General features: G+C 75.0%; 11 protein-coding genes. 3 read left to right on the top strand and 8 right to left on the bottom strand.

The features are described 5' to 3' along the window. Nucleotides 1–7: 7 nt before the first annotated feature. Genes paaD through paaA form a run of 4 tightly spaced genes read right to left on the bottom strand, consistent with a single transcriptional unit; the run spans nt 8 to nt 2,733 of the window. Nucleotides 8–520 (bottom strand): 1,2-phenylacetyl-CoA epoxidase subunit PaaD, encoded by a 513-nt coding sequence (gene paaD, locus ACFZP7_RS00915; protein WP_385633532.1) that lies wholly within the window; start codon nt 518–520, stop codon nt 8–10. Further along, entirely contained in the window at nt 517–1,431 is a 915-nt protein-coding gene (gene paaC / locus ACFZP7_RS00920; protein ID WP_385633533.1) for a 1,2-phenylacetyl-CoA epoxidase subunit PaaC, read from the bottom strand. Before paaC ends, paaD begins: the two co-directional genes overlap by 4 nt. After that, complete coding sequence (gene paaB / locus ACFZP7_RS00925; RefSeq protein WP_019328961.1) at nt 1,415–1,726, bottom strand: 1,2-phenylacetyl-CoA epoxidase subunit PaaB; 312 nt, start codon at nt 1,724–1,726, stop codon at nt 1,415–1,417. Before paaB ends, paaC begins: the two co-directional genes overlap by 17 nt. Beyond that, entirely contained in the window at nt 1,723–2,733 is a 1,011-nt protein-coding gene (paaA, locus tag ACFZP7_RS00930) for a 1,2-phenylacetyl-CoA epoxidase subunit PaaA (RefSeq protein ID WP_029394107.1), read from the bottom strand. The genes paaB and paaA overlap by 4 nt, the downstream gene beginning before the upstream one ends. Nucleotides 2,734–3,069: 336 nt before the next feature. On the opposite strand from paaA, the gene ACFZP7_RS00935 reads away from it, so the two are divergent. The 3 genes from ACFZP7_RS00935 to ACFZP7_RS00945 all read left to right on the top strand — a co-directional run bounded on the left by ACFZP7_RS00935 (nt 3,070) and on the right by ACFZP7_RS00945 (nt 5,706). Then, nucleotides 3,070–3,336 carry an acyl carrier protein gene (locus ACFZP7_RS00935; protein ID WP_062139041.1) on the top strand — a complete coding sequence of 89 codons (267 nt, stop codon included), beginning with the start codon at nt 3,070–3,072 and terminating at the stop codon, nt 3,334–3,336. Beyond that, the gene (locus ACFZP7_RS00940) at nt 3,336–4,820 is read left to right on the top strand and encodes a class I adenylate-forming enzyme family protein (RefSeq protein WP_385633534.1); all 1,485 of its coding nucleotides are present in this window, start codon (nt 3,336–3,338) and stop codon (nt 4,818–4,820) included. Before ACFZP7_RS00935 ends, ACFZP7_RS00940 begins: the two co-directional genes overlap by 1 nt. Before the next feature lie 115 nt (nt 4,821–4,935). Then, the gene (locus ACFZP7_RS00945; RefSeq protein WP_385633535.1) at nt 4,936–5,706 is read left to right on the top strand and encodes an enterobactin synthetase; all 771 of its coding nucleotides are present in this window, start codon (nt 4,936–4,938) and stop codon (nt 5,704–5,706) included. 63 nt (nt 5,707–5,769) lie between these two features. Here the strand turns inward: ACFZP7_RS00945 and ACFZP7_RS00950 are convergent, their stop codons facing one another. The 4 genes from ACFZP7_RS00950 to ACFZP7_RS00965 form a co-directional block, all read right to left on the bottom strand. Then, nucleotides 5,770–5,967, bottom strand: coding sequence for an antitoxin (locus tag ACFZP7_RS00950; protein WP_019328956.1), 198 nt, complete (start codon nt 5,965–5,967; stop codon nt 5,770–5,772). A gap of 98 nt (nt 5,968–6,065) precedes the next feature. Continuing rightward, nucleotides 6,066–7,295, bottom strand: coding sequence for a crotonyl-CoA carboxylase/reductase (ccrA, locus tag ACFZP7_RS00955; protein ID WP_385633536.1), 1,230 nt, complete (start codon nt 7,293–7,295; stop codon nt 6,066–6,068). Nucleotides 7,296–7,326: 31 nt separating this feature from the next. Continuing rightward, the gene (locus ACFZP7_RS00960; protein WP_385633537.1) at nt 7,327–11,322 is read right to left on the bottom strand and encodes a type I polyketide synthase; all 3,996 of its coding nucleotides are present in this window, start codon (nt 11,320–11,322) and stop codon (nt 7,327–7,329) included. Continuing rightward, on the bottom strand, nt 11,315–19,948 hold the full coding sequence (locus ACFZP7_RS00965; protein ID WP_385633538.1) for an amino acid adenylation domain-containing protein: 8,634 nt from the start codon (nt 19,946–19,948) through the stop codon (nt 11,315–11,317). The genes ACFZP7_RS00960 and ACFZP7_RS00965 overlap by 8 nt, the downstream gene beginning before the upstream one ends. Between the last annotated feature and the right edge of the window lie 399 nt (nt 19,949–20,347).

The raw sequence follows: 20,347 nt of genomic DNA on the forward strand, positions 1-20,347 counted from the left end.
GTGGGCCTCACAACGCGGTCACGTGGGGGAAGGGCTCGCGGCACCCCGTGCACCACCACACCGACTGGCAGCGGGACGGGCCGAAGGGGCTGTGCGGGCGGGTGGCGCGCGCACCGCAGTGCGGGCAGGGCACATCGCCCAGCCCGACGGGGACGGGGCCGTCGGGGGCCGGGGTCACGGGCGGGGCGATCCCGTGCGCGGCGAGCCTGCGCCGCCCTTCGGGGGTGATGCGGTCCGTCGTCCAGGGCGGTGCCAGGACCTGCCGTACGCGGCCGTCGGGATGGCCGCAGGCGGTCAGGACGTCCCGTACCGCGGCGGTGATCTCGGCCAGTGCGGGGCAGCCCAGGTAGGTGGGGGTGATCTCGACCTCCAGCACGCCGTCGGCCCCCGGGGCGACGGAGCCCACCACGCCGAGGTCGCCCAGGCCGATGACCGGCAGTTCCGGGTCCGGAAGCGCCAGCACCCGCTCGCGCACCTCCCGGGCCGACCGGCGCGGCGTGGAGGGTTCCCGCCCGCTCACCAGGTGCCTCCGGGGAACTGGCGGCGCACCGACTGGAGTTCGGCGACAAGTGCACCGAACTCTTCGGTGTGCAGCCCGGATCGGCCGCCCCTGGCCGACCAGGTGGGCGCGGGTACGGCGAGTCCCGCCTCGGTGAGGACGCCCGTCACGCGGTGGAGCCACGTCTCGCGCAGCGGTGCCGGCGAGGGCACCGTGCCGGAGGCCGACAGGCGGCGCAGTACCTCGTCCTCCTCGAAGAGTTCACCGGTGTACGGCCACACCCGTTCCAGGCCGTGGCGCATGCGGCGGGCGCTCTCCTCGGTGCCGCGGCCCAGCGTCACCGTCCAGCGGTCCGCGTGCAGCCGGTGGAAGGCCACCTCCTTGGCGGCCCGCGCCCCGAACGCGGCGAGTTCGGTGTCGGGGCAGTGCGTGAGCTGCTCGTAGTACAGGACGGCGTAGTGGGTGTAGGCGAGCTGCCGGGCCACGGTCGTCGCGAAGTCGCCGTTGGGGAGTTCGGTCAGCAGGGTGTTGGTGAACTCGCGGTCCGGGCGGCCGTAGGCGAAGTCGTCCTCGGTGCGGCCGGTGCCGTCGAGCCGTCCGGCGTGGGTGAGCAGGGTGCGGGCGTGGCCGACGAGGTCGAGGGCGATGTTGGACAGGGCCAGGTCCTCGTCGAGGGTCGGCGCGCGGGTGATCCACTGGCACAGGCGCTGTCCGAGGACCAGGGCGTCGTCGCCGAGGCGCTGGAGGTGGAGCGCCAGGTCGGCGGCCGAGCCGGCCGGCGCAGCCCCCGGCGCGGCGCCCGCTGTCCCCCCAGACGCGCCGGTCGCCGGGGCCGATGTCGGCGTGGGAGCCTCCGAAGCCGACATCGGCGTGGGCGCCACCGAGAGGTCGATGGTCGCGGTCTTCGTCGAGGTGTCACGCGTCGTGCTCACCTTCGGGGCCTTTCTCGGTCAGCGGCGCGAAGTGCTCGGGGTAGCGGTACGGCTTGTGACGGGCGGCGGCGAAGTACGGGTCGCGTTCGTCCGGGGAGGCCGTGTGCACGGCGTCGGAGCGGACGACCCACAGCGACATCGGCTCGCCCCGGCGGGTGTACAGGTCGCGGGCCGCGGCCAGCGCCGCGTCGGGGTCTGCCGCGCGCACCGATCCCACGTGCTGGTGGGCCAGGCCACGGCGGACTCGCAGGAAGACCTCCCAGGACGCCGGCGCGCCCTCCCGTGCCCCGCTCATCCGGTCCGTCCTTCCGTCTCGTCCGACCGGGCGGCGTACGCGGCGGCGGCCTCCCGGACCCAGGCCCCGTCCTCGTGGGCGGCCCGGCGGTGGGCGATCCGCTGCCGCGCCCAGTGGGTGTCGTCGCCCAGGGCCCTGCGGTAGGTGTCCCAGTCGACGGGGGTGAAGTCGTAGTGACCGCGCTCCTCGTTCCAGCGGATCGCCGGGTCGGGCAGGGTCAGGCCGATGCGTTCGGCCTGCGGGACGCAACTGTCGACGAAGCGCTGGCGCAGCTCGTCGTTGGTGTGGTGCTTGATGCCCCACGCCCGGGCTCGGCGGGAGACGGCGGCGCCCGGTGCGGCGGTCCGCGCGTCGGCGCCGCCCTGTGCGGTGTCGGGCGGCCCGAACATCAGGGCCACGGCCGGCAGCCACCACCGGTTCACCGCGTCCTGCGCCATCTCCTTCTGCTCGGGTGTCCCCTCGCACAGCGCGCGCATCAGGTCGTAGCCCTGCCGTACGTGGAATGCCTCCTCCTGGCAGACGCGGCGCATGGCGCGGGCGTACGGACCGTAGGAGGTGCGGCACAGGGGTGCCTGGTTGATGACGGCGGCGCCGTCCGTCAGCCACGCGATGGCACCGGTGTCGGCCCAGGTCAGCGCGGGGTGGTTGAAGGTGGCGGAGGCGCGCTGCTGCCCGCGGTGCAGGGCGTCCAGCAGGTCGGCGCGGTCCACGCCGAGCGTCTCGGCGGCGGAGTACAGGTACAGGCCGTGTCCGGCCTCGTCCTGGACCTTGGCGATGAGGACCGACTTGCGGTGCAGGGACGGGGCACGGGTGAGCCAGGCACCCTCCGGTTGCATGCCGATGATCTCGGAGTGGGCGTGCTGGGCGATCTGACGGACCAGCATGCGCCGGTACCCGTCGGGCATCCAGTCGCGCGGTTCGACCGTGCCACCGGCCGCGACGAAGGCGTCGAAGTGCGCCGACGGCCCGTCCTCGGACACGGCACTGACGGCAGGGGGCGCGGTCACCGGGCACCACCGGCGCGTCCGGTGCCGGCGGCCGCGGTGGTGCGGCGCGTCGGGCGCCGTCCCGGGGCCCGGACCCGTACCGGCTGCCTGGGCACTCGCATCACTCCTTCGGCTCGGGACGCCCCGCGGCCGGCCGCGGGGGCCGGGCGGAGCGGATCGTCTCGTTGCGGTAAGAGGCCGGACGGACGGTCCGGCTATCCCCGCGTGCGGCGGTTCGGCCGCGTGACAAAGCTCACGGGGTGGCCCGGGGAGTGGGAGCCGCGGGCGCCCGCCTCTTGTGGGGGTGACAGTCGAGAACCGCACGGCGGCCGGCACGCCGAGGCGAAAGGGGAAACCATGAGCACCATCAGGGAGTTGCTGGTCGAACTCACGGGCACGGCCGAGTACGCCGACCAGGTCGGCGACGACGTGGACCTGGCCGCCAGCGGCATCGATTCGGGCGATCTGGTGCGCCTCGTGCTGCTGGTGGAACAGCGCCTCGGCGTGGAGATCACCGCCGAGGACATGGAGGGGCTGCGCACGATCGCCGACTACGAGCGCTTCGTGGCCGGGCACTCGGCCGCCGGTGCGAGCGGCGTCGTCGGTGCGAGCGGCGGTGCGTGATGTGGCTGACGCAACTGCTGGAGCGCAACCGCCAGTGCCGGCCCGGCCGTACCGCCCTCGTGGACGAGGAACGCAGCGTCACCTGGGCCGAGTTCCACGACCGCACGCTCGAACTGGCGCGCGGACTGGCCGAGCTGGGCATCGAGCGGGGTGACCGGGTCGCCGTGCTGTCCAAGGACCGGATCGAGGTCCTGGAGAGCTACTTCGCGCTCGCCCGGCTCGGTGCGCTGTTCGTACCGCTGAACCACAGTCTGGCCGAACCCGAGGTCGCCGGGATCATCGAGCGCGTCGGGGCGGTGGCCGTCATCGGCGAGTCGGAGCTGCTGGACCGGCACCCCGAGCTGCCGGCGTCGGTGCGTATCAGGCTCGCCCTCGACAAGCCCGCCTTCGAGGCGCTGGGCACCCTCGCCGCCGAGCGGGACCTGCCGGAGGTCGCCGACACCGACCCGATCGCCGTGCTGCACACCTCGGCGACCACCGGTCAGGCCAAGGGGGTCACCGTCGACAGCGGGTCGTTCCGGGCCATCGCGCTGGGCTGGCTGGTGATGGCCCGGCCCACCGACGACATCGTCATGGTCAACTGCTGCCCGCTGTACCACGGCAGCATGGTCGTGTCCCTGACCTATCTGGCGGCCGGCGCCACCGTCGTCCTGATGCCCGGCTTCACGCCGCAGCGGGCGCTGACCGCGGTGGAGCGGCACCGCGCCACCCACATGTGGCTGGTGCCGCAGATGCTGCGCTTCATGCTCCAGGCCAAGGCGTCCCACCGCACCGACCTGTCCTGTCTGCGGGAGATCCTGTACGGCGCCGCTCCCATGCCGCTCGACGTCTACGCCGACGCGGTCGAACGGCTCGGCTGCGGCTTCCGGCAGGTGTACGGGATGACCGAGGTGGGCGGCCCGTTCGTCACCCTCGGCCCCGACGAGCACCCCGCCCCGGGAGACGTCACCGCCCGCATCCCGTGCGGGCGGGTCGTGCCCGGCATGTCCGCCCGCGCGGTGGACGGGGGCGGCCGGGAACTGCCGCCCGGCGAGATCGGCGAGATCGTGGTGCGCGGGCCGGGCGTCATGCGGGGCTACTGGAACGACCCGCAGGCCACCCGGGAGATCACCCTCGACGGCTGGATCAGGACGGGCGACCTCGGCTTCCTGGACGACGAGGGCCGCATCAGCCTGGTGGACCGCACGAAGGACGTCATCATCCGCGCCGGCCAGAACGTCTACCCCTCGGAGATCGAGCGCGCCCTGCTGACCCACCCGGCCGTACGGGACGCGGCGGTCGTCGGCATGCCCGACGAGGACTACGGCGAGGTACCGCTGGCGTACGTCGTCCCGGAACCGGGAGCAGACCCGGGCGCGGCGGCGCTCCTCGGGCACGTCAAGGGGCTGCTCGCGCCGTACAAGTGGCCGCGGCGCGTGGAGTTCATCGAGCAGGTGCCGCGCAACCCCGCCGGGAAGATCGTCAAGAAGTTGCTGCGGGCGTGAGCGGATGCCGCGTCGTACGGCGAGCACCGGGCGCCCCGCGCCGGCCGGGCCGGCCGTGACACGGGCCTCGCGGCCGACCGGGGCCGATCGCGAGCCCGCCGACGTGGTCGGTGAGGTGTCCGCACTGCGCCCGCTGCTGGCCGCCGCCGGGCTCGGTCTGGGCACGGCGACCGTCCGGGAGCCGGGTCCGCGGCCGGCGGGGCCCGCCGAGGCGGCCGCGGCCGCCTCGATGCCGGCTCGGCGCCGGCTGGAGTTCCTGGCGGGCAGACGCGCCGCCCGCCGGGCGCTGCGCGCGGTGGGCCTGGACTGCGGTGAGATCCCCCGGTCGGGGCGGCTGCCGGTGTTCCCGCCGGGCCGGGCGGCGTCGATCTCGCACAGCGCCGGCATCGCCGTCGCCGTGGCCCGAGCGGCAGGCCCAGGTCTGCCGCTCGGCTGCGACCTGGAGCTGCGGCCCCTCCCCCGCGCGGCGGCCCGCCTGGTGCTGCGCGAGGACGAGGAGGAACTACTGGACGACCGAGACGAACCGTTCCACGCCGGTTCCCGGCTGACGGGCGCCGGCTGGACGGTGACGGAGCTGTTCTCCGCCAAGGAGGCGGCGTGGAAGGCTCTGGCCGGCACGGGCACCGACCCCGACCCCGACCTCGGCCTCGGCCTTGCGTGCCTCGGCGAGGCTGGGGAGACGCCCCAGGGCCTGCGTCCTGCGCGGCCCACAGTGAGCCTGCGCGACCTGCGGGTGGGCCCGGCGGAGGACGGGCTGTGTGTCGTCCGGCTGCGTGCGGACCCGGCACGCGCCGTGCGGGTGCGGGTCGTGCGCGTCGGGACCGGCGTGTTCGGCTACGTCCTCGGCCCGTCCCCCGGCCTCGGCCCGTCCGCCGCCCTCATCTGAGCAGGACCTCGTCGGCCCCGGCGCGATGCGTCGGGACCGGCGAGGCAGTCGTGCCGGGTCGGCTCAGCGTTCGGGCGTGCCGCCGCCGTCCCGGTAGGAACGCCGTACCGCGTCGGCGGCCTTGTCGGTGTGGGCGTCGTACTTGTTGCCCGTCCGCTGGTCGACCGCCCGCTCGGCGCCCGCGACGCCCTTGTCCGCCTGATCGGGGTGGCCCTTGGCCATCTGCTTGGCCTTGTTCATCATGTCGCCCAGCTTGCCCATGGGGTTCCTCCCGGTGGTGCGCGTTCCTCGTACCCCACCGCAGGTACCCCTCGGTGCCTGGGCGAATCACCCCTTCCGGTTCACCTCCGTCACGCTCCTCACCCGCGGTCACCGACCCGTGCGGCCATGTTCCCGGCCGGGTGCCGGTTGTCGTGGATGAGCTGGTGGGCGAGGCCGATCTCCTCGAAGTCGAAGACGCGGGACAGGCACGGGTCGACGATGCCCTGGTCGATCAGCCGGGTGACCTCCCGTGCCTCGCGGGCGGTGGCGACGTGCGAGCCCTGCAGGCGCTTCTGCCGCATCCACAGGAAGCGCAGGTCGACGTCGCCGTTGTAGCCGGTGGTGCCGCCGCACAGGACGACCATGCCGCCGTTGTCGCACACGTACAGGGACGTGGGGACGGTGTCGGCGCCGGAGTGTTCCAGCACGACGCGCGGGCCGCGGCGCTCGCCGATGACCTCCCAGAAGGCCCGGCCGAAGGCGCGGGCGCCCGACAGCCAGCGGCCCATCGCCTCCTCGTCGGAGGTGTCCGGCAGCCGCCCCCAGTGGTCGAACTCCCGCCGGTCGATCCAGCCCTCGGCGCCCAGCTTGAGGCAGAACTCGCCGCGTTCCTCGCTGGAGACGACCGCGACGGGGATGCCGCCGACGTGCCGGACCAGCTGGATGGCGATGCAGCCGAGGCCGCCGGCCCCGCCCCAGATCAGCACGGGGTCACCCGGGCGCACCGTGTGCGGCGGCCAGCCGAAGAGCTGGCGGTAGGCGGTGGCGGCGGTCGCCATGTAGCAGGCGGCCTGCGCCCAGGACAGCCGGGCGGGCTTGGGGTGGAGCATGTAGTCGTCGACGACCGCGAACTGGGCGAAGGAGCCGTAGTTCTCCTCGTAGCCCCACACCCGCTGGCTGGCCGACCAGGTGGGGTCGCCGCCGAGGCGGATGTCGTCGGCCTTCTCGTCCCAGCGGTTGGCGAGGACGACGACCTCGTCGCCGAGCTTCACCCCGCGCACGTCCTCGCCGACCGCCCAGACGATCCCGGACAGGTCGGAGCCGCCGATGTGGAAGTCCTCGGTGGCGCCCGCCTTCTGCCGGGCGGCGATCACGTCGAGCGGCGAACCGAGCGCCGCCCAGACGTTGTTGTAGTTGATGCCGGCGGCCATCACCTTCACCAGGACCTGTCCGCGGCCCACGGGCGGGACGTCGACCACCTCGGTCCGGAAGGCGTCGACGGGCTGTCCGTAGCGCTCACGGCGGATGAGCGAGGCGTACATCTGCTTCGGTGCGGTGCCGATCTCGGGCGCGTCGCCGAGTTCGTAGAGGTCCTGGGTCGGTCCCACGCTGGCTCTCCTCAAGGCGCGTTCGACGTGTTCAGGGGGCAGGGGGCGCGGCGGCTCGGTCACCGAGGTCCCGCAGGGCCTTGGCGACCGCCTCGCCGATGCGGGCGATCGGTTCGGGTTCGGTCATCTCGTAGTGGCCGCAGGGCACTTGATGGTCGTGGAGGGTGCCGTCGACGTGGGGGCGCCAGCTGTCGGCCTTGCCGGGCAGCACCGCCAGGTCCGCCGGGAAGTCGGTGGGCCGTTCCTCGGCCGCGCTGAAGAACAGCACGTCGCCCCGGTAGACCCCGGGGACGAACTGGGGCGCGATGCGCAGGTTGTTGCGCATGACGGCGGCGATGGCGGCGGCCTCGGCGCGGGTGACGGGGGTGCTCGTCGGGTCGGCGGTGACCCGGGCGTCGATCCGCCGCAGGACGGTGTCCACGTCCGCGGTCCCGGTGTCGACGGGGAGACCGGCCACCCGCGACAGCAGGGCCGCCACCTGCCGTTCGACGGCGTCGGGGTCGTGGGCGGTGCCGTGCGGCTGGGGGGCGTCGAGCAGGGCGAGGAGTTCGACGGACTCACCGGCGCTCTGGAGCGCGCAGGCCAGGGCGTGGGCGACGAATCCGCCGTAGGACCAGCCCAGCAGCCGGTACGGGCCGTGCGGCTGCACCCGGCGCATCAGGTCGAGGTAGTGGGCGACCATGGCGGCGGCGTCCGGCGCGGGTGGCCGGGTGCCGTCGAGGCCGGCCGCCTGGATGCCGTAGACCGGCTGGTCGCCGCCGAGGTGGGGCAGCAGTCCGGTGTAGCGCCAGGAGACGCCGGCGCCGGGGTGGACGCAGAACAGGGACGGGGCGGTGCCCTCGGGGCGCAGCGGCAGCAACGGGGCGAGAGCGGTGGGGGCGGATCCCGGCGTCTCCCCGTCGGGCCCGTCGGTGGGCTCGTCGGCGGCGGCCAGGACCCCGGCGACCGTGGGCGCGGCCAGCAGGGTCGCCGCCGGCACGTCGAGGGTGCCGGTCTGCCGCAGCCGGCCCGCCAGCAGCACGGCGCGCATCGAGTCGCCGCCGAGGTCGAAGAAGTTGTCGTGGACGCCGATTCCGCCGATGCCGAGGGTCTCCTCCCAGAGGCGGGTCACCGCCTCTTCCCGTTCCGTGCGGGGCGGCACGTGTGCGGTGGTCAGCCGGGGCCGGGGGGCGAGGGCGGGGACGGCGTCCTCCGTGGCCGGGGCGTCGTCGGTACCGGTGCGCGCGCCGGGGGCGTCGATCCAGTGGCGTCGGCGTTCGAAGGCGTACGGGGGCAGCGGAACCCGCCGGGGTGCGCCCGGCACCGGGGGCAGGGCGCCGTCGAAGCCCGCGCTCCACAGCCGCCCCAGCGCCTCGGCGAGGACGAAGCCGTCGGACGCGTCGGCCTTGGCGTGCCGCATGGTGGTCACCGTCACCGGTGCCTCGTCGGCGAGCCGGGCGGTGGCCAGCTTGGTCAGGGTGTCGCCCGGCCCGATCTCCACCAGGACGGGGTGCAGACGGTCCCACAGTGCGGCGATGCCGTCGGTGAACCGCACGGTGTTCCGGGTGTGGTCCAGCCAGTGCCGTACGGAGGTGGCCTGGGCGTCGGTGACCCAGGTGCCGGTGACGTTGGTGACGTACGGGAGGCGCGGCGGGCGCAGGGTGACCTGGCCGAGGTGGGTCTCGTAGGCGGGCAGGACCGGGTCCAGGACGTGGGAGTGGGCGGCGACGGGGATGCGCAGGCGGCGGAACGGGACGCCGCGGCGGGTGAGCCGGTCCTCGAAGCGGGTGACGGCTTCGAGGTGTCCGGCGACGGTGCAGGCGTTCGGGCCGTTGACGGCGGCCAGGGACAGTGTGTCGTCGAGCAGCGGTTCGATCTCCTCGGCCGGGGCGGCCACGCCGACGGTGGCGCCGCCGGCGGAGCTGATGAGCCGGATGCGCTCGGTGACCAGGGGCAGCATGTCGTCCAGGTCGATGACGCCGGCCAGGCAGGCGGCGGTGTACTCGCCGAGCGAGTGGCCGATCAGCGCGTCGGGGCGGACCCCGGACTCGACGAGGGTGCGGGCCAGGGCGTACTCGGTGACGACGAGCCCGAGGAACGCGGCCGTGTCGTCGGGGTGCCGTTCCTCGAAGAGGGCGGTGCGCACGTCGGCGCCGAGGACGGGGCGCAGGACGCGGGCGCACTCGTCGACGGTGTCGCGGTAGACGGTGTGGTCGCGGTACAGCTCCGCGCCCATGCCGGGGTACTGGGTGCCGCCGCCCGGCAGCAGGAACGCCACGCGGACGGGGTCGTCGGCCGGCGGGGGGCCGGGCGGGGCGGAGCGCAGCGCGTCGAGGGCCTCCTCGCGGGTGGCCGCCGTGACGGTGAGGCGGTGGCGCAGTGCGGGCCGGTCGGTGCGCAGGGAGTGGGCGACGTCGTCCAGGCGCAGTCCGGGGCGGCGTTCGAGGTGCCGGGCGAGGGCGTCGGCCTGGCCGCGCAGGGCGACGGCGGTGCGCGCGGACAGCGGCAGGACCAGGCGGCGGCCGTCCTCGCGCGGGCGGGGCGCGTCGGAGGTGGTGGGCGGGGCCTCCTCCAGGACGACGTGGGCGTTGGTGCCGCCGATGCCGAAGGCGCTGACGGCGGCCCGGCGGGGGTGGCCGGGCGCGGGCCACTTCTCCAGGGCGGTGGGGACCCGGAAGGGGCTCGCGTCGAAGTCGATGAGCGGGTTGGGCCGGTCGAAGTGGAGGCTCGGCGGGATCTGCCGGTGTTCCAGGGCGAGGACGGCCTTGATGAGTCCGGCGATGCCCGCGGCGGCGCCCAGGTGGCCGATGTTGGTCTTGACCGAGCCGAGCGCGCAGAACCCGGTCCGTCGGGTGCTGTGCCGGAACGCCTCGGTGAGCGCGGACACCTCGATCGGATCGCCGAGCTTGGTGGCGGTGCCGTGCGCCTCGATCAGACCGATGGTGCCGGCGTCGACCTCCGCCTGGGCCTGTGCGGCGAGGATCACCTCGGTCTGTCCGGCGGCGCTGGGCGCGCTGAAGCCGACCTTGCGGCGGCCGTCGTTGTTGACGGCGCTGCCGCGGATGACGGCGCGGACGCGGTCGCCGTCGGCGAGGGCGTCCTCCAGGCGCTTGAGTACGACGGCTCCCACGCCGTCGCCGGAGGAGGTGCCGGCGGCGTCCGCTGCGAAGGCGCGGCAGTGGCCGTCGGGTGAGAACGGCCCGTCGGGCACGTGGCGGTAGCCCAGTACGGCGGAGGGGTTGAGGGAGACGGCCGCGGCGAGTGCGGTGTCGCAGCGGTGGTCCAGCAGGTCCTGGCAGGCGGTGTGGACGGCGACGAGCGCCGTGGAGCAGGCGGTCTGGAGGGAGACGCTGGGGCCGGTGAGGCCGAGTTCGTAGGAGAGGCGGGTGGCGAGGGTGCCCAGGGAGTTGGCGGTGGCCGCGTGGACGAGCGCCACCGAGCCGGGCTGCCCGGCGAAGCGCGGGTACACGTGGGCCGGGTAGTAGCGGCTGTCGCCGGCGCCCGCGTAGACGCCGAACGCCTCGCCCGTGCGGTCGCCGCCGAGGCAGCCGGCGTCCTCCAGGGCGTGGTACGCCGTCTCCAGCAGCAGCCGCTGCTGCGGGTCGACGACGGCGGCCTCGGCGGGGCTGTAGCCGAAGAAGCCGGAGTCGAAGCGGTCGATGCCCTCGACGACCGACGCCAGCCGGATCAGTGAGGGGTCGTCCAGGTCGCGCGGGTCGCCGCCGGCGGCGAGGAACTCCTCGTCGGTGACGGGCCGTACGGACTCCCGTCCGGCGGCCAGGTTCTCCCAGAAGGCGTCGAGGTCGTCGGCGCCGGGGAAGCGGCCCGCCATGCCGATGACGGCGACGGCGGGGAACTCGGGGAACTCCTCGTCGGGCGGTGCGCTGGTGTCGTGCACGGCGGGTGCCTCGTCCTCTCCGGGCTGGGTGGTGTGCGGCGCGGGCTTCGTCCGGTCGTCGTACGGCTGGGCGGGGTGCCGCAAAGAGTGCGTCGGGCCGGCTCCCGGCCCGGTGGCGTGCGGCACGCCGCCGTCCGTGCCGTCAGGCACGGCCCCGGTCCTTGCCGTGCCGTGCGGTACGGCGGGCGCGGGCGGCGCGCTGCCGCTGTGCCTGCTCCTTGGCGCGGTCCAGGCCGCCGGTCTCCTGCCGTGCCGGCTGTTCGGCGACCGTCGGGGAGCCGGCCCGTGTGGCCGACAGGTGGCGGGCCAGGTCCCGCACGGTGGGGTGGGCGAACAGGTCGACGACCGACAGGTCGGTGCCGAAGGCGCGGTTGACGGCGGTCCGGGCGGTGACGAGGAGCAGGGAGTTGCCGCCCAGGTCGAAGAAGTTGTCGTCCCGGCCCACCCGGTCGCGGCCCAGGACGCCGCGCCACACCTCGGCGACCCGGCTCTCCAGCCGCCGCAGCTCCTCCCCCGTCTCCGTCCTGTCCGAGTGTGCCGTGGTGCCCGCCGAGCACAGCGTCCACACCTCGTCGCGCAGTCCGGTCGCGCGGGCCGCGTCGGCCGCCGCGCGGTACAGGGCCCCCAGGTCGGTGCCGTCCTCCAGGCCGACGCGGGCCACCAGGCGCCGCGTCTGGCGCACGGGGGCGACGACGTGGCTGCGGACCCAGGGGGCGGTGCGGTCGGCGCCGATCAGCAGGTGCGGTTCGTCCAGGGTGCGGGCCAGGTCGAACGAGCGCAGTGCGGCGGGCACGTCGAGCAGCCGGTAGCCACGGGCCTCGGTGAGGGCGGTGAGTCCGTAGCCCCGGCTCATGCCGCGCTCGCGCCACATGCTCCACGCCAGCGACTGCGCGGGCAGGCCGAGGCTCCGCCGGTACCGGGCGAGGGCGTCCAGGTAGGCGTTGGCGGCGGCGTAGGCGGCGTTCATGGCGCCGCCGAAGAAGCCGTTCACCGAGGAGAAGGTGACGAAGGAGGTGACCGGATGGTCGGCGGTGAGCCGGTGCAGGGTCCACGCGCCGCACGTCTTCGCCGCGAGGGCCCGGCTCCAGGTGGCGGCGTCCAGTTCGCCCACGGGGCGTTCCTCGAGCGTTCCGGCCAGGTGCAGCACCGACGTCAGGGGCGCGCCCCACGCCTCGCCGGCGGCTTCCACCGCGGCCCGTACCTGGTGTGCGTCGGTGACGTCGGCGCGGGCGTAGCGGACGTCGCCCAGCTCGCGCAGACGGGACAGGCCCTCGGTCTCGGATTCCGGTGTGCGGCCGGTGATCAGCAGCCGGGTGCCGGGGGTGCGCAGCAGATGGGTGGCGATCTCGGTGCCGACGCCGCCCAGGCCGCCGGTGAGCAGGGTGAAGCCGTCGCGTGTGGGCGGCTCGGCGCGGGGCGGGGTGTCGGGCAGGGCGGCGAGGCGGCGTACGTAACGGTGTCCGTCGCGGTACGCCACCTCCGCGCCGTTCACGGTGACCGTCGCCTCGGCCGCCAGCAGGGCCGTCGGGTCCGTGCTGTCGTCCGGCGGGAGGTCGAGGTGGGTGCCGCGCAGCCATCCGAACTCCTCGGTCAGCGACTTGAGCAGCGCGCCCGCCATGGCGTGGGCCGGGGACGGGCGGTCGCCGGGGCGTACGGCCTGGGCGCCCGCCGTCACGTACACGAGGTCGACCGGGCGTCGCCGGCCCGGCCGGGCGGCGAGGGCGCGGGCGAGGGCGAGCAGTTCCCGCGCATCGGTCGTGTCCTGCGGCGCCGTCTCCGGATCACGGCTGTCGCGCAGCCCGTCGAGGTGCAGGACGGCGTCGACCGGCCGCCGGTCCGCCTCCAGCCGCCGCAGCAGCTCGGCGTGGTCGGCTTCCTCGGTGGGCCGTACCCGGTGGTGCGCGGCGTCGAGCCGGGCGTACGCCGTCCCCTCGTCGACGACCGTGCACAAGCCCCCGCCGGACCGCAGGAGGTCGGCGAGCCGCTCCGCGAGGCGCCGCACCCGGGGGTCGGCGCCGGTGAGGACGAGGGTGTGCCGGCCGGCCGGCGTCGTACGGACCTCGGGGCGTTCCGCCCGCTGCCACACCGGCCGCAGGAACCAGTCGGGGACGGTCGCGGCGCTGCCCAGCAGGAGCTGGGTCCGCCGGATCTCCTCGTCGAAGGTGCCCGCCTCGAAGCTCTTGCGGAGCCTGGTGCGCTGGATCTTGCCGATCTCGGTCTTGGGGATCGCGTCCCGCCCGACCGGGACCATGAAGGCCGGGCTGACGCCGATCTCCCGGGTCACCTTCCCGGCGATCTCCCGCAGGGCTTCGGCGGTGGCCTCCTCGGTGAGGTGGAGGAAGAGGGCCAGTTCGTCGGTGGGCGACGACGGATCGGAACGCACCGCGACGGCGGCGGTGAAACTCCGCTCCACAAACGGCAGTTCCTCGACGCACGCCTCGATCTCGTGGCTGTAGTGGTTGACGCCGTTGACGATGATGACGTCCTTGGCGCGGCCGGTGATGTACAGCTCGCCGTCGCGCAGGTACGCGAGGTCGCCGGTGTCGAACCAGCCGTCCTCGGTGAACGCCTCCGCGTTGGCCTCCGGGTTGTCGTGGTAGCCGCCGGTCACGGAGGTGCCGCGGACCTGGAAGCGGCCCGCCTCACCCTCGGTGAGGAGCGTGCCCTGCTCGTCGACGATCCGCATGGCGAAGCCGGGGTAGGGCCGGCCGCAGCTCACGAACGTCCCCTCGTCCGGGACGGGTTCGGCGGGCAGGACGGTGTCGGTGACCACGGAACAGGTCTCGGACATGCCCCAGCCGGGGTGCATCACGTCCTGCGGCAGCCCGAACGGCTCGAGCGTGTGCAGGAACCGACGGGCGGCCGAGGCCACGACGACCTCGCCGGCGTTCATCACCAGCCGCATCGGCGACAGGTCCCAGGCGCGTCCCGCGAAGCGGTCGGACTGCTCGGCGAGGAGGCCGAAGGCGAAGTTGGGCGCCCAGGTGACGGTGACCCGGTGCCGGTCGGCGAGGTCCATCCAGCGCAGGGGGTCCTCCAGGATCCAGGAGGTGGGGGCGTGGATCTGGCGGCAGCCCAGGTACACGTCCCGCAGGTGGAACATCACCACGCCGGTGACGTGGTCGAGCGGGATCCAGTTCAGGGAGACGTCGTCCGCGCCGAGCGCGTTCAGCTGCTCGGTGGCGGCGGAGCGGGTCAGCACGTTGCGGTGGGTGAGCCGCACCGCCTTGGGCAGGCCGGTGCTCCCGGACGTCATCAGCATCAGGAGGAGGTCGTCCGGCCGGGCGGGGTGCCAGTCGTGGTCCTCGGGCGCCTCGCGCAGTGCGTCGGCCGTGGTGAGCCGCAGTCCGGGCCAGTCCTGCCGGGCGGCGAGGTCGCGCAGCCCGGCCTCGCGTCCGGCGGAGCACACGATCCGGGGACGGCCGAGCATCCGCCAGATGCCCTCCAGTTTGGTCAGGGCCGCCGAGGGGGTGTCGTAGGAGGCGGGGACGGTCAGCGGGACCGCGACGAAGCCTCCCAGGAGGCAGCCCCACAGCACGGCGAGGAAGTCCTCGGTGGCGTCGCACTGGAGGATGACCGGGTCGCCGGGGCGCAGGCCCGTCCGACGCAGTCCGGCCAGGACGCGGGACGCCTCGGGGATCAGGGACGCGTAGTCGCGCCGGTGCTCGCTGCCGTCGGCGTGGACGTGGACGATGTCTCCCCGGCCCCGTTCGGCGGCGCGGCGCAGGGCGTCGGCCCAGCTCGGCACGGACGGTTCGGCGAGGGCGGGACCCTCGCTGAGCGCCGGTACGGCGGAGGCGCGGCCGGGGCGGGCGGAGGCGGGGGCGGGTCCCGTGGGGCGGTCGGGCAGGCCGGTGTGGCGGCGCTCCAGTTCCTCCGGGGCGTTCTCCACCGTCACCTCGGCGACGGTGACGCCCGGGACCCTGGCCAGCCGTTCCCGCCAGGTCCCGGCGGCGGTGCGGTCGACGGTGGGCAGGGCGCCCAGCTCCGCGGTGTCGACGGTGCCGTCCTCGGTGCGGGGCAGCGCGTTGACGGCGGTGACGCGGACGGTGCCGTGGCCCGCGCGGTCCAGGGCGTCCTCGACGCGTTCGGCGGCGTCCGCCCGTGCCGGGACCACGTACAGGCGCGGTGGGGCGCCGTCGGTGCCGGGCAGGGCGTGGGCGTCGTGGACGCCGGGCACGGAGCGGGCCGCGTCCTCCAGTTCCGTGAGGCCGGTCGCGGACGGGGCGGGGGCACGCTCGGGGAGCGCGGGCAGCCGCCCGACGCGGACGCCGGGGTCGGCGCCCACGGTGCGCAGCACCTCGCGCAGGGCGTGGGCGAACGCCTCGACGGTGCCGGTGTCGTACAGGTCGGTGGCGTACTCGACGTGCAGGGTCAGGCCGTCGGGGGCGCCCTCGGGGGTGCGGCTCTCCAGGACGTCGACGAACAGGTCGAACTTGGCGGTGCCGGTGGCGGTGGGCCGCAGCCGGGTTCGTGAGCCGTCCAGTTCGAGGACGGCGGGTTCGTTGTTCTGGAGGGCCAGCATGATCTGGAACAGGGGGTGCCGGCCGGGTGTGCGGGGCGGGTTGAGCGCGTCCACCAGCCGGTCGAAGGGCAGGTCCTGGTGGTCCAGGGCGGCCAGGTCGGCGGTGCGCAGCCGGGCGAGCAGGTCCCGGAAGGCGGGGTCGCCGGAGGTGTCGGCGCGCAGGACGAGGGTGTTGGTGAACAGGCCGATCAGAGGGTCGAGGGCGGGTTCGGTGCGGCCGGCCACCGGGGTGCCGACGACGATGTCCTCACCGGCGCCGCAGCGGGTGAGCAGGGCGCCGAGGGCGGCGTGCAGCACCATGAACAGGCTGGCGCCCTCCCGGTCGGCGAGGTCGACCAGGGCGCGGTGCGAGGAGGCGTCGAGGCCGGCCTCGACGTGCGCGCCGCCGCCGCGCGGCGCGGTGGGGCGCGGCCGGTCGCCGGGCAGGGTGCACTCCTCGGGCAGACCGTCCAGGGCGCCGCGCCAGTGGGCGGTCAGCCGCTCCAGCCGCCCCGGGCCGTCCGGTCCCGGTGCCAGGAGGGCGCGCTGCCACAGGGCGTAGTCCGCGTACTGCACCGGCAGCGGCGCCCACGCGGGGGCGCGGCCGGCCCGGCGGGCCGCGTAGGCGGTGCTCAGGTCGTCGGCGAAGGGGCGCAGGGACCAGCCGTCGGCGGCGCTGTGGTGCAGGACGAACAGCAGCACCCGGTCGGCACCGGTGCCCAGCAGCCAGACGGCGAGGGGGCTTTCGGCGGTCAGGTCGAAGCGGTACCGCAGCGCGGCGGTGACGTGGGCGGCGGTCTCCGTGGCGGGGCAGTCCACCCGGCGCAGCACCGGACGCGTCTCCCCCGGCGGCAGGATGCGCTGGTGCGGGACGCCGTCGTCCTCGGCGATCACCGTCCGCAGGATCTCGTGGCGGTCGGCCAGGTCACCGAGGGCCACCCGGAGCGCCTCGATGTCGAGGTCGGCGGCGAGCGGAACGAGGAGCGGGATGTTGTAGGTGGCCGCCCCGTCGTCGAGCCGGTTGAGGAACCACATGCGCTCCTGGGCGAAGGACAGCGGAACCCGCCCCGGGCGTACGACGTCACCGAGGTCCGGCCGGGGCGGGCCGGCGTCGGTGTGCGCGGTGAGCCGCAGCGCGAGGGCGGCGGGGGTCGGCGTCTCGAACAGGGCGGTGATGGGGATCTCGGCACCCGTCCCGTGCCGCAGGCGGGCCAGCAGACGGGTGGCGAGCAGGGAGTCGCCGCCGAGGTCGAAGAAGTTCACGTCCGTGCCCACGGTGTCCCCGGGCAGCTTCAGCACCTCCTCGAACAACCGGCACACCAGGGCCTCTGCGGGAGTCTCGGGCCGGGTGCCGGCCGCGGCGGCGGTGAAGTCGGGGGCGGGCAGGGCCCGTACGTCGAGCTTGCCGTTCGCGGTCAAGGGGAGCGCGTCGACCGGGACGCAGACGGCGGGGACCATGTGCTCGGGCAGGTGGGCCGCGGCGTGGGCGCGCAGCTCGGCGGGGGTCACGGACGTGCCGCCCGAGTGCACCGTGTAGGCGACGAGGTGCTGGGCGCCGTTGTCGGCACGGCGAGGCACGACGGCGGCGCGGGCGACGCCCGGGTGGGCGGCGAGGACGGCCTCGATCTCTCCGGGTTCGACGCGGAACCCGCGCAACTGGATCTGGGCGTCGGCGCGGCCCAGGTAGTCGAGCGTGCCGTCGGGGCGGCGCCGGGCCAGGTCGCCCGAGCGGTACATGCGGGTGCCGGGCGGGCCGAAGGGGTCGTCGAGGAAGCGTTCGGCGGTCAGCTCGGGCCGGTTGAGGTAGCCGGGGGCGACGCCGGCGCCGGACACGTACATCTCCCCGGTGGCGCCCGGCGGCACGGGGCGTCCCGCGGCGTCCAGGAGGTGGACGCGGAGGTCCGCGAGGGGGGTGCCGATGACGCTGCCTCGGCGCGGGTCGTCCAGGTCGGCGCGGGTGAGGCGGTGGTGGGTGACGTGCACGGTGGTCTCGGTGATGCCGTACATGTTCACCAGCGCCGGGCGGTCCAGGCCGTGGCGGTCGGCCCAGGGGCGCAGCCGGGCCGGGCGCAGGGCCTCGCCGCCGAAGACGACGTGGCGCAGCGCCCCGGCGTCCCCGCCCCGCTCCAGGTCGGCGTCGACGAGCTGCTCGAACGCGGACGGGGTCTGGCTGAGGACGGTCACCCCCTCGCGGTGCACCAGCTCCAGGAACTCCCGGGGCGAGCGGCTGACGGCGTACGGGACGACGACGACCCGGCCGCCGTGCAGCAGGGCGCCCCAGATCTCCCAGACGGAGAAGTCGAAGGCGTACGAGTGGAACAGCGTCCACACGTCGTCGGCCCGGAAGTCGAAGTGCTCGGCCGCGGCGGTGAACAGCCGCACCACGTGGGAGTGCGGGACCGGCACGCCCTTGGGGCGGCCGCTGGAGCCGGAGGTGTGGATGAGGTACGCGGTGTCGGACGGGCTCACCGGCCCGAGCCGGTCGGCGTCGGTGAGGTCGGCGGCGGAGCGGCGGGCCAGATCCGCCGCGACCCCCTCGTCGTCCAGGCGGACGACGGGAAGCGCGTCCCCGGCGAGGTGGGCGTGGGCGCGCTCGGTGACCAGCACGACGGGGGACGCGTCCTCGACGACCAGCCGCAGCCGCTCGGCCGGATGTCCGGGGTCCAGCGGCAGGTAGGCCGCGCCCGTCTTGAGGACGGCCAGCAGGGCGGGCAGCAGCCGGATCCCCCGGTCCAGGGCCAGGGCCACCACCCGGCCCGGCCCCGCGCCCCGATCGACGAGCAGCCGAGCGAGCCGGTTGGCCTCGGCGTCGAGCGCGGCGTACGTCAGTCGGTCGTCGCCGCAGGTGACGGCGGTGCGCTCGGGCCCGTCCGCCGCCCGCTCCTCGAACAGCTCGGTGAGGGTCCGCTCGACCGGGAAGGTGCGTACGGGGGCGTCGCGGGGGTGCTCGCCCGGCAGCAGGACGTCCAGGTCGCCCAGCGGGGTGGCCGGTGCCGCCTCGGCCAGCCGACGCAGCACCGTGAGGAACCGGTCGCGGTGCAGGGCGAGTTCGTCCTCGTCGTAGAGCGCCGGGTTGGCGTCGAAGGCCAGCCACACTCCGCCGGAGAGGCCGCCCGGGCGTACCGAGATCTGGAGGTCGTCGACCGCTCCGCCGGAGAGGTGGTGCCAGGTGGTGGGGTGTCCACCGAAGACGGGTGACTCGTCGAACGGGACGATGTTCAGCACCGGCCCGTACAGGCGGCGTCCGGTGCCCAGCAGGCCCAGGTCGCGGCGGAGGAACTCGCCCCGGTAGCGCTGGTGGCGGCGCAGTGCCTTCAGCTCGTCGGCGACGGCCCGCGCCAGCTCCGCGACGGACGTGTCCGGGGCGGCGGTCACGCGCAGCGGGAGGACGTCGGATGCGGTGCCGGGCGTGCGCAGGGCGGCGCTGCCGAGGCGGCTCATGGTGGCCAGGCCGAGCACCAGGTCCCCGGCGGCGGTCATCCGGTGCAGGTAGGCGGCGGTGGCGGTGGCGAGCAGGTCGGTACGCCGGACACCGAGGCGGGCCGCGGCGGCGTCGAGGGCGTCGGTGTCGGCGGTCGCCAGCTCGGCGGTGCGGCGCAGGAAGGGCGCGGCGGGGGCGGCCGTACGGGAGGTGAGCCGGGCGGGCTCCGGCAGATCCGCCAGGCGGCGCGCCCAGTGGTCGCGGTCGCGGGCGTACCCCTCGGAGGCGCGGTAGGCCGCCTCCTCCGTCCGGAGCCGGCTCACCGGCGCGAAGTCGCAGGGGGCCGGCTCGCGGCCCTCGGCCAGCGCGTTGTACGTGTCGGCCAGGCGCCGCCCTAGGAGTTTGTAGCTGTAGCCGTCGAGCAGGAGGTGGTGGGCCCTCAGCAGCCAGAGGAAACGGTCGGGGGCGAGCGTCAGCAGGGAGTGCGCGAACAGCGGTCCCTTCTCGATGTCCACGGGGACCGCGAGGTCGGCGCGGACGTGCGCCCACGCGGCGGCCTCGGGATCGTCGGCGCCACTGACGTCGACGCGGTGCAGGGGCCAGTCGTCCGCGTCCGCGGCCCGGTGGCAGCGGGGGCCGTCGTCGGTGTCGGTGAAGCGCAGGGCGAAGGTGTCGGCTTCAGCGACGGTACGGCGCAGCGCGGTCTCGAACAGGCCGGTGTCGAGGGGACCGTGGATCTCCACGGCCTCCGCGGTGTGGTACGCGGCGCTGTCCGGTGCGAGCCGTCCGGCGTACCAGAGGCCCTCCTGGGCCCCGGACAGCGGAAGGCGTTCGTCCGCCTGGAGTGACATAGCACAACCTCACGTGGCAAGCCGTAATGTCCCGGACGACGAAGGCCCGGCCTGTTCGGACGCGTGCGCCCGTCGCGCCGTGCCGCCCTCGCGTGTGTGTACGCACCGGGCCGGCCCACGGGACGGAGAAGGGGTCGCACGCCCGGGGCAGGGGTTCAGGTCACCCGGCCCCGGTCTCACGGCACATCACGGTGGGACACGGAACCGGGCGGGTCAAGCGGGACCGGGCCCCGTCCGCCTCGGTTCCGGGGATTTCCCTGAAGTGCGCGGGGGCGGGGAGTGCGCGGGAGTGTGCGGGGACGGGGTGTGGGCGGCTCACCGCAACTTCTAGAGAAATCACGCGACTTCCCCTCGCCCCGGGTCTTCGGCTGGATCCGGCCGCGTGCTGCCGTGCACTCT

The organism is Streptomyces sp. SudanB5_2050 (genome assembly GCF_964272335.1).
Classification (GTDB): Bacteria; Actinomycetota; Actinomycetes; order Streptomycetales; family Streptomycetaceae; genus Streptomyces; species Streptomyces rochei.

Bases quoted from the DNA above. Each gene is read 5' to 3' on its own strand.
- paaB (WP_019328961.1), bottom strand. From the start codon at position 1,726: ATGAGCGGGGCACGGGAGGGCGCGCCGGCGTCCTGGGAGGTCTTCCTG.
- ACFZP7_RS00935 (WP_062139041.1), top strand. From the start codon at position 3,070: ATGAGCACCATCAGGGAGTTGCTGGTCGAACTCACGGGCACGGCCGAG.
- ACFZP7_RS00940 (WP_385633534.1), top strand. From the start codon at position 3,336: ATGTGGCTGACGCAACTGCTGGAGCGCAACCGCCAGTGCCGGCCCGGC.
- ACFZP7_RS00950 (WP_019328956.1), bottom strand. From the start codon at position 5,967: ATGGGCAAGCTGGGCGACATGATGAACAAGGCCAAGCAGATGGCCAAG.
- ACFZP7_RS00965 (WP_385633538.1), bottom strand. From the start codon at position 19,948: ATGTCACTCCAGGCGGACGAACGCCTTCCGCTGTCCGGGGCCCAGGAG.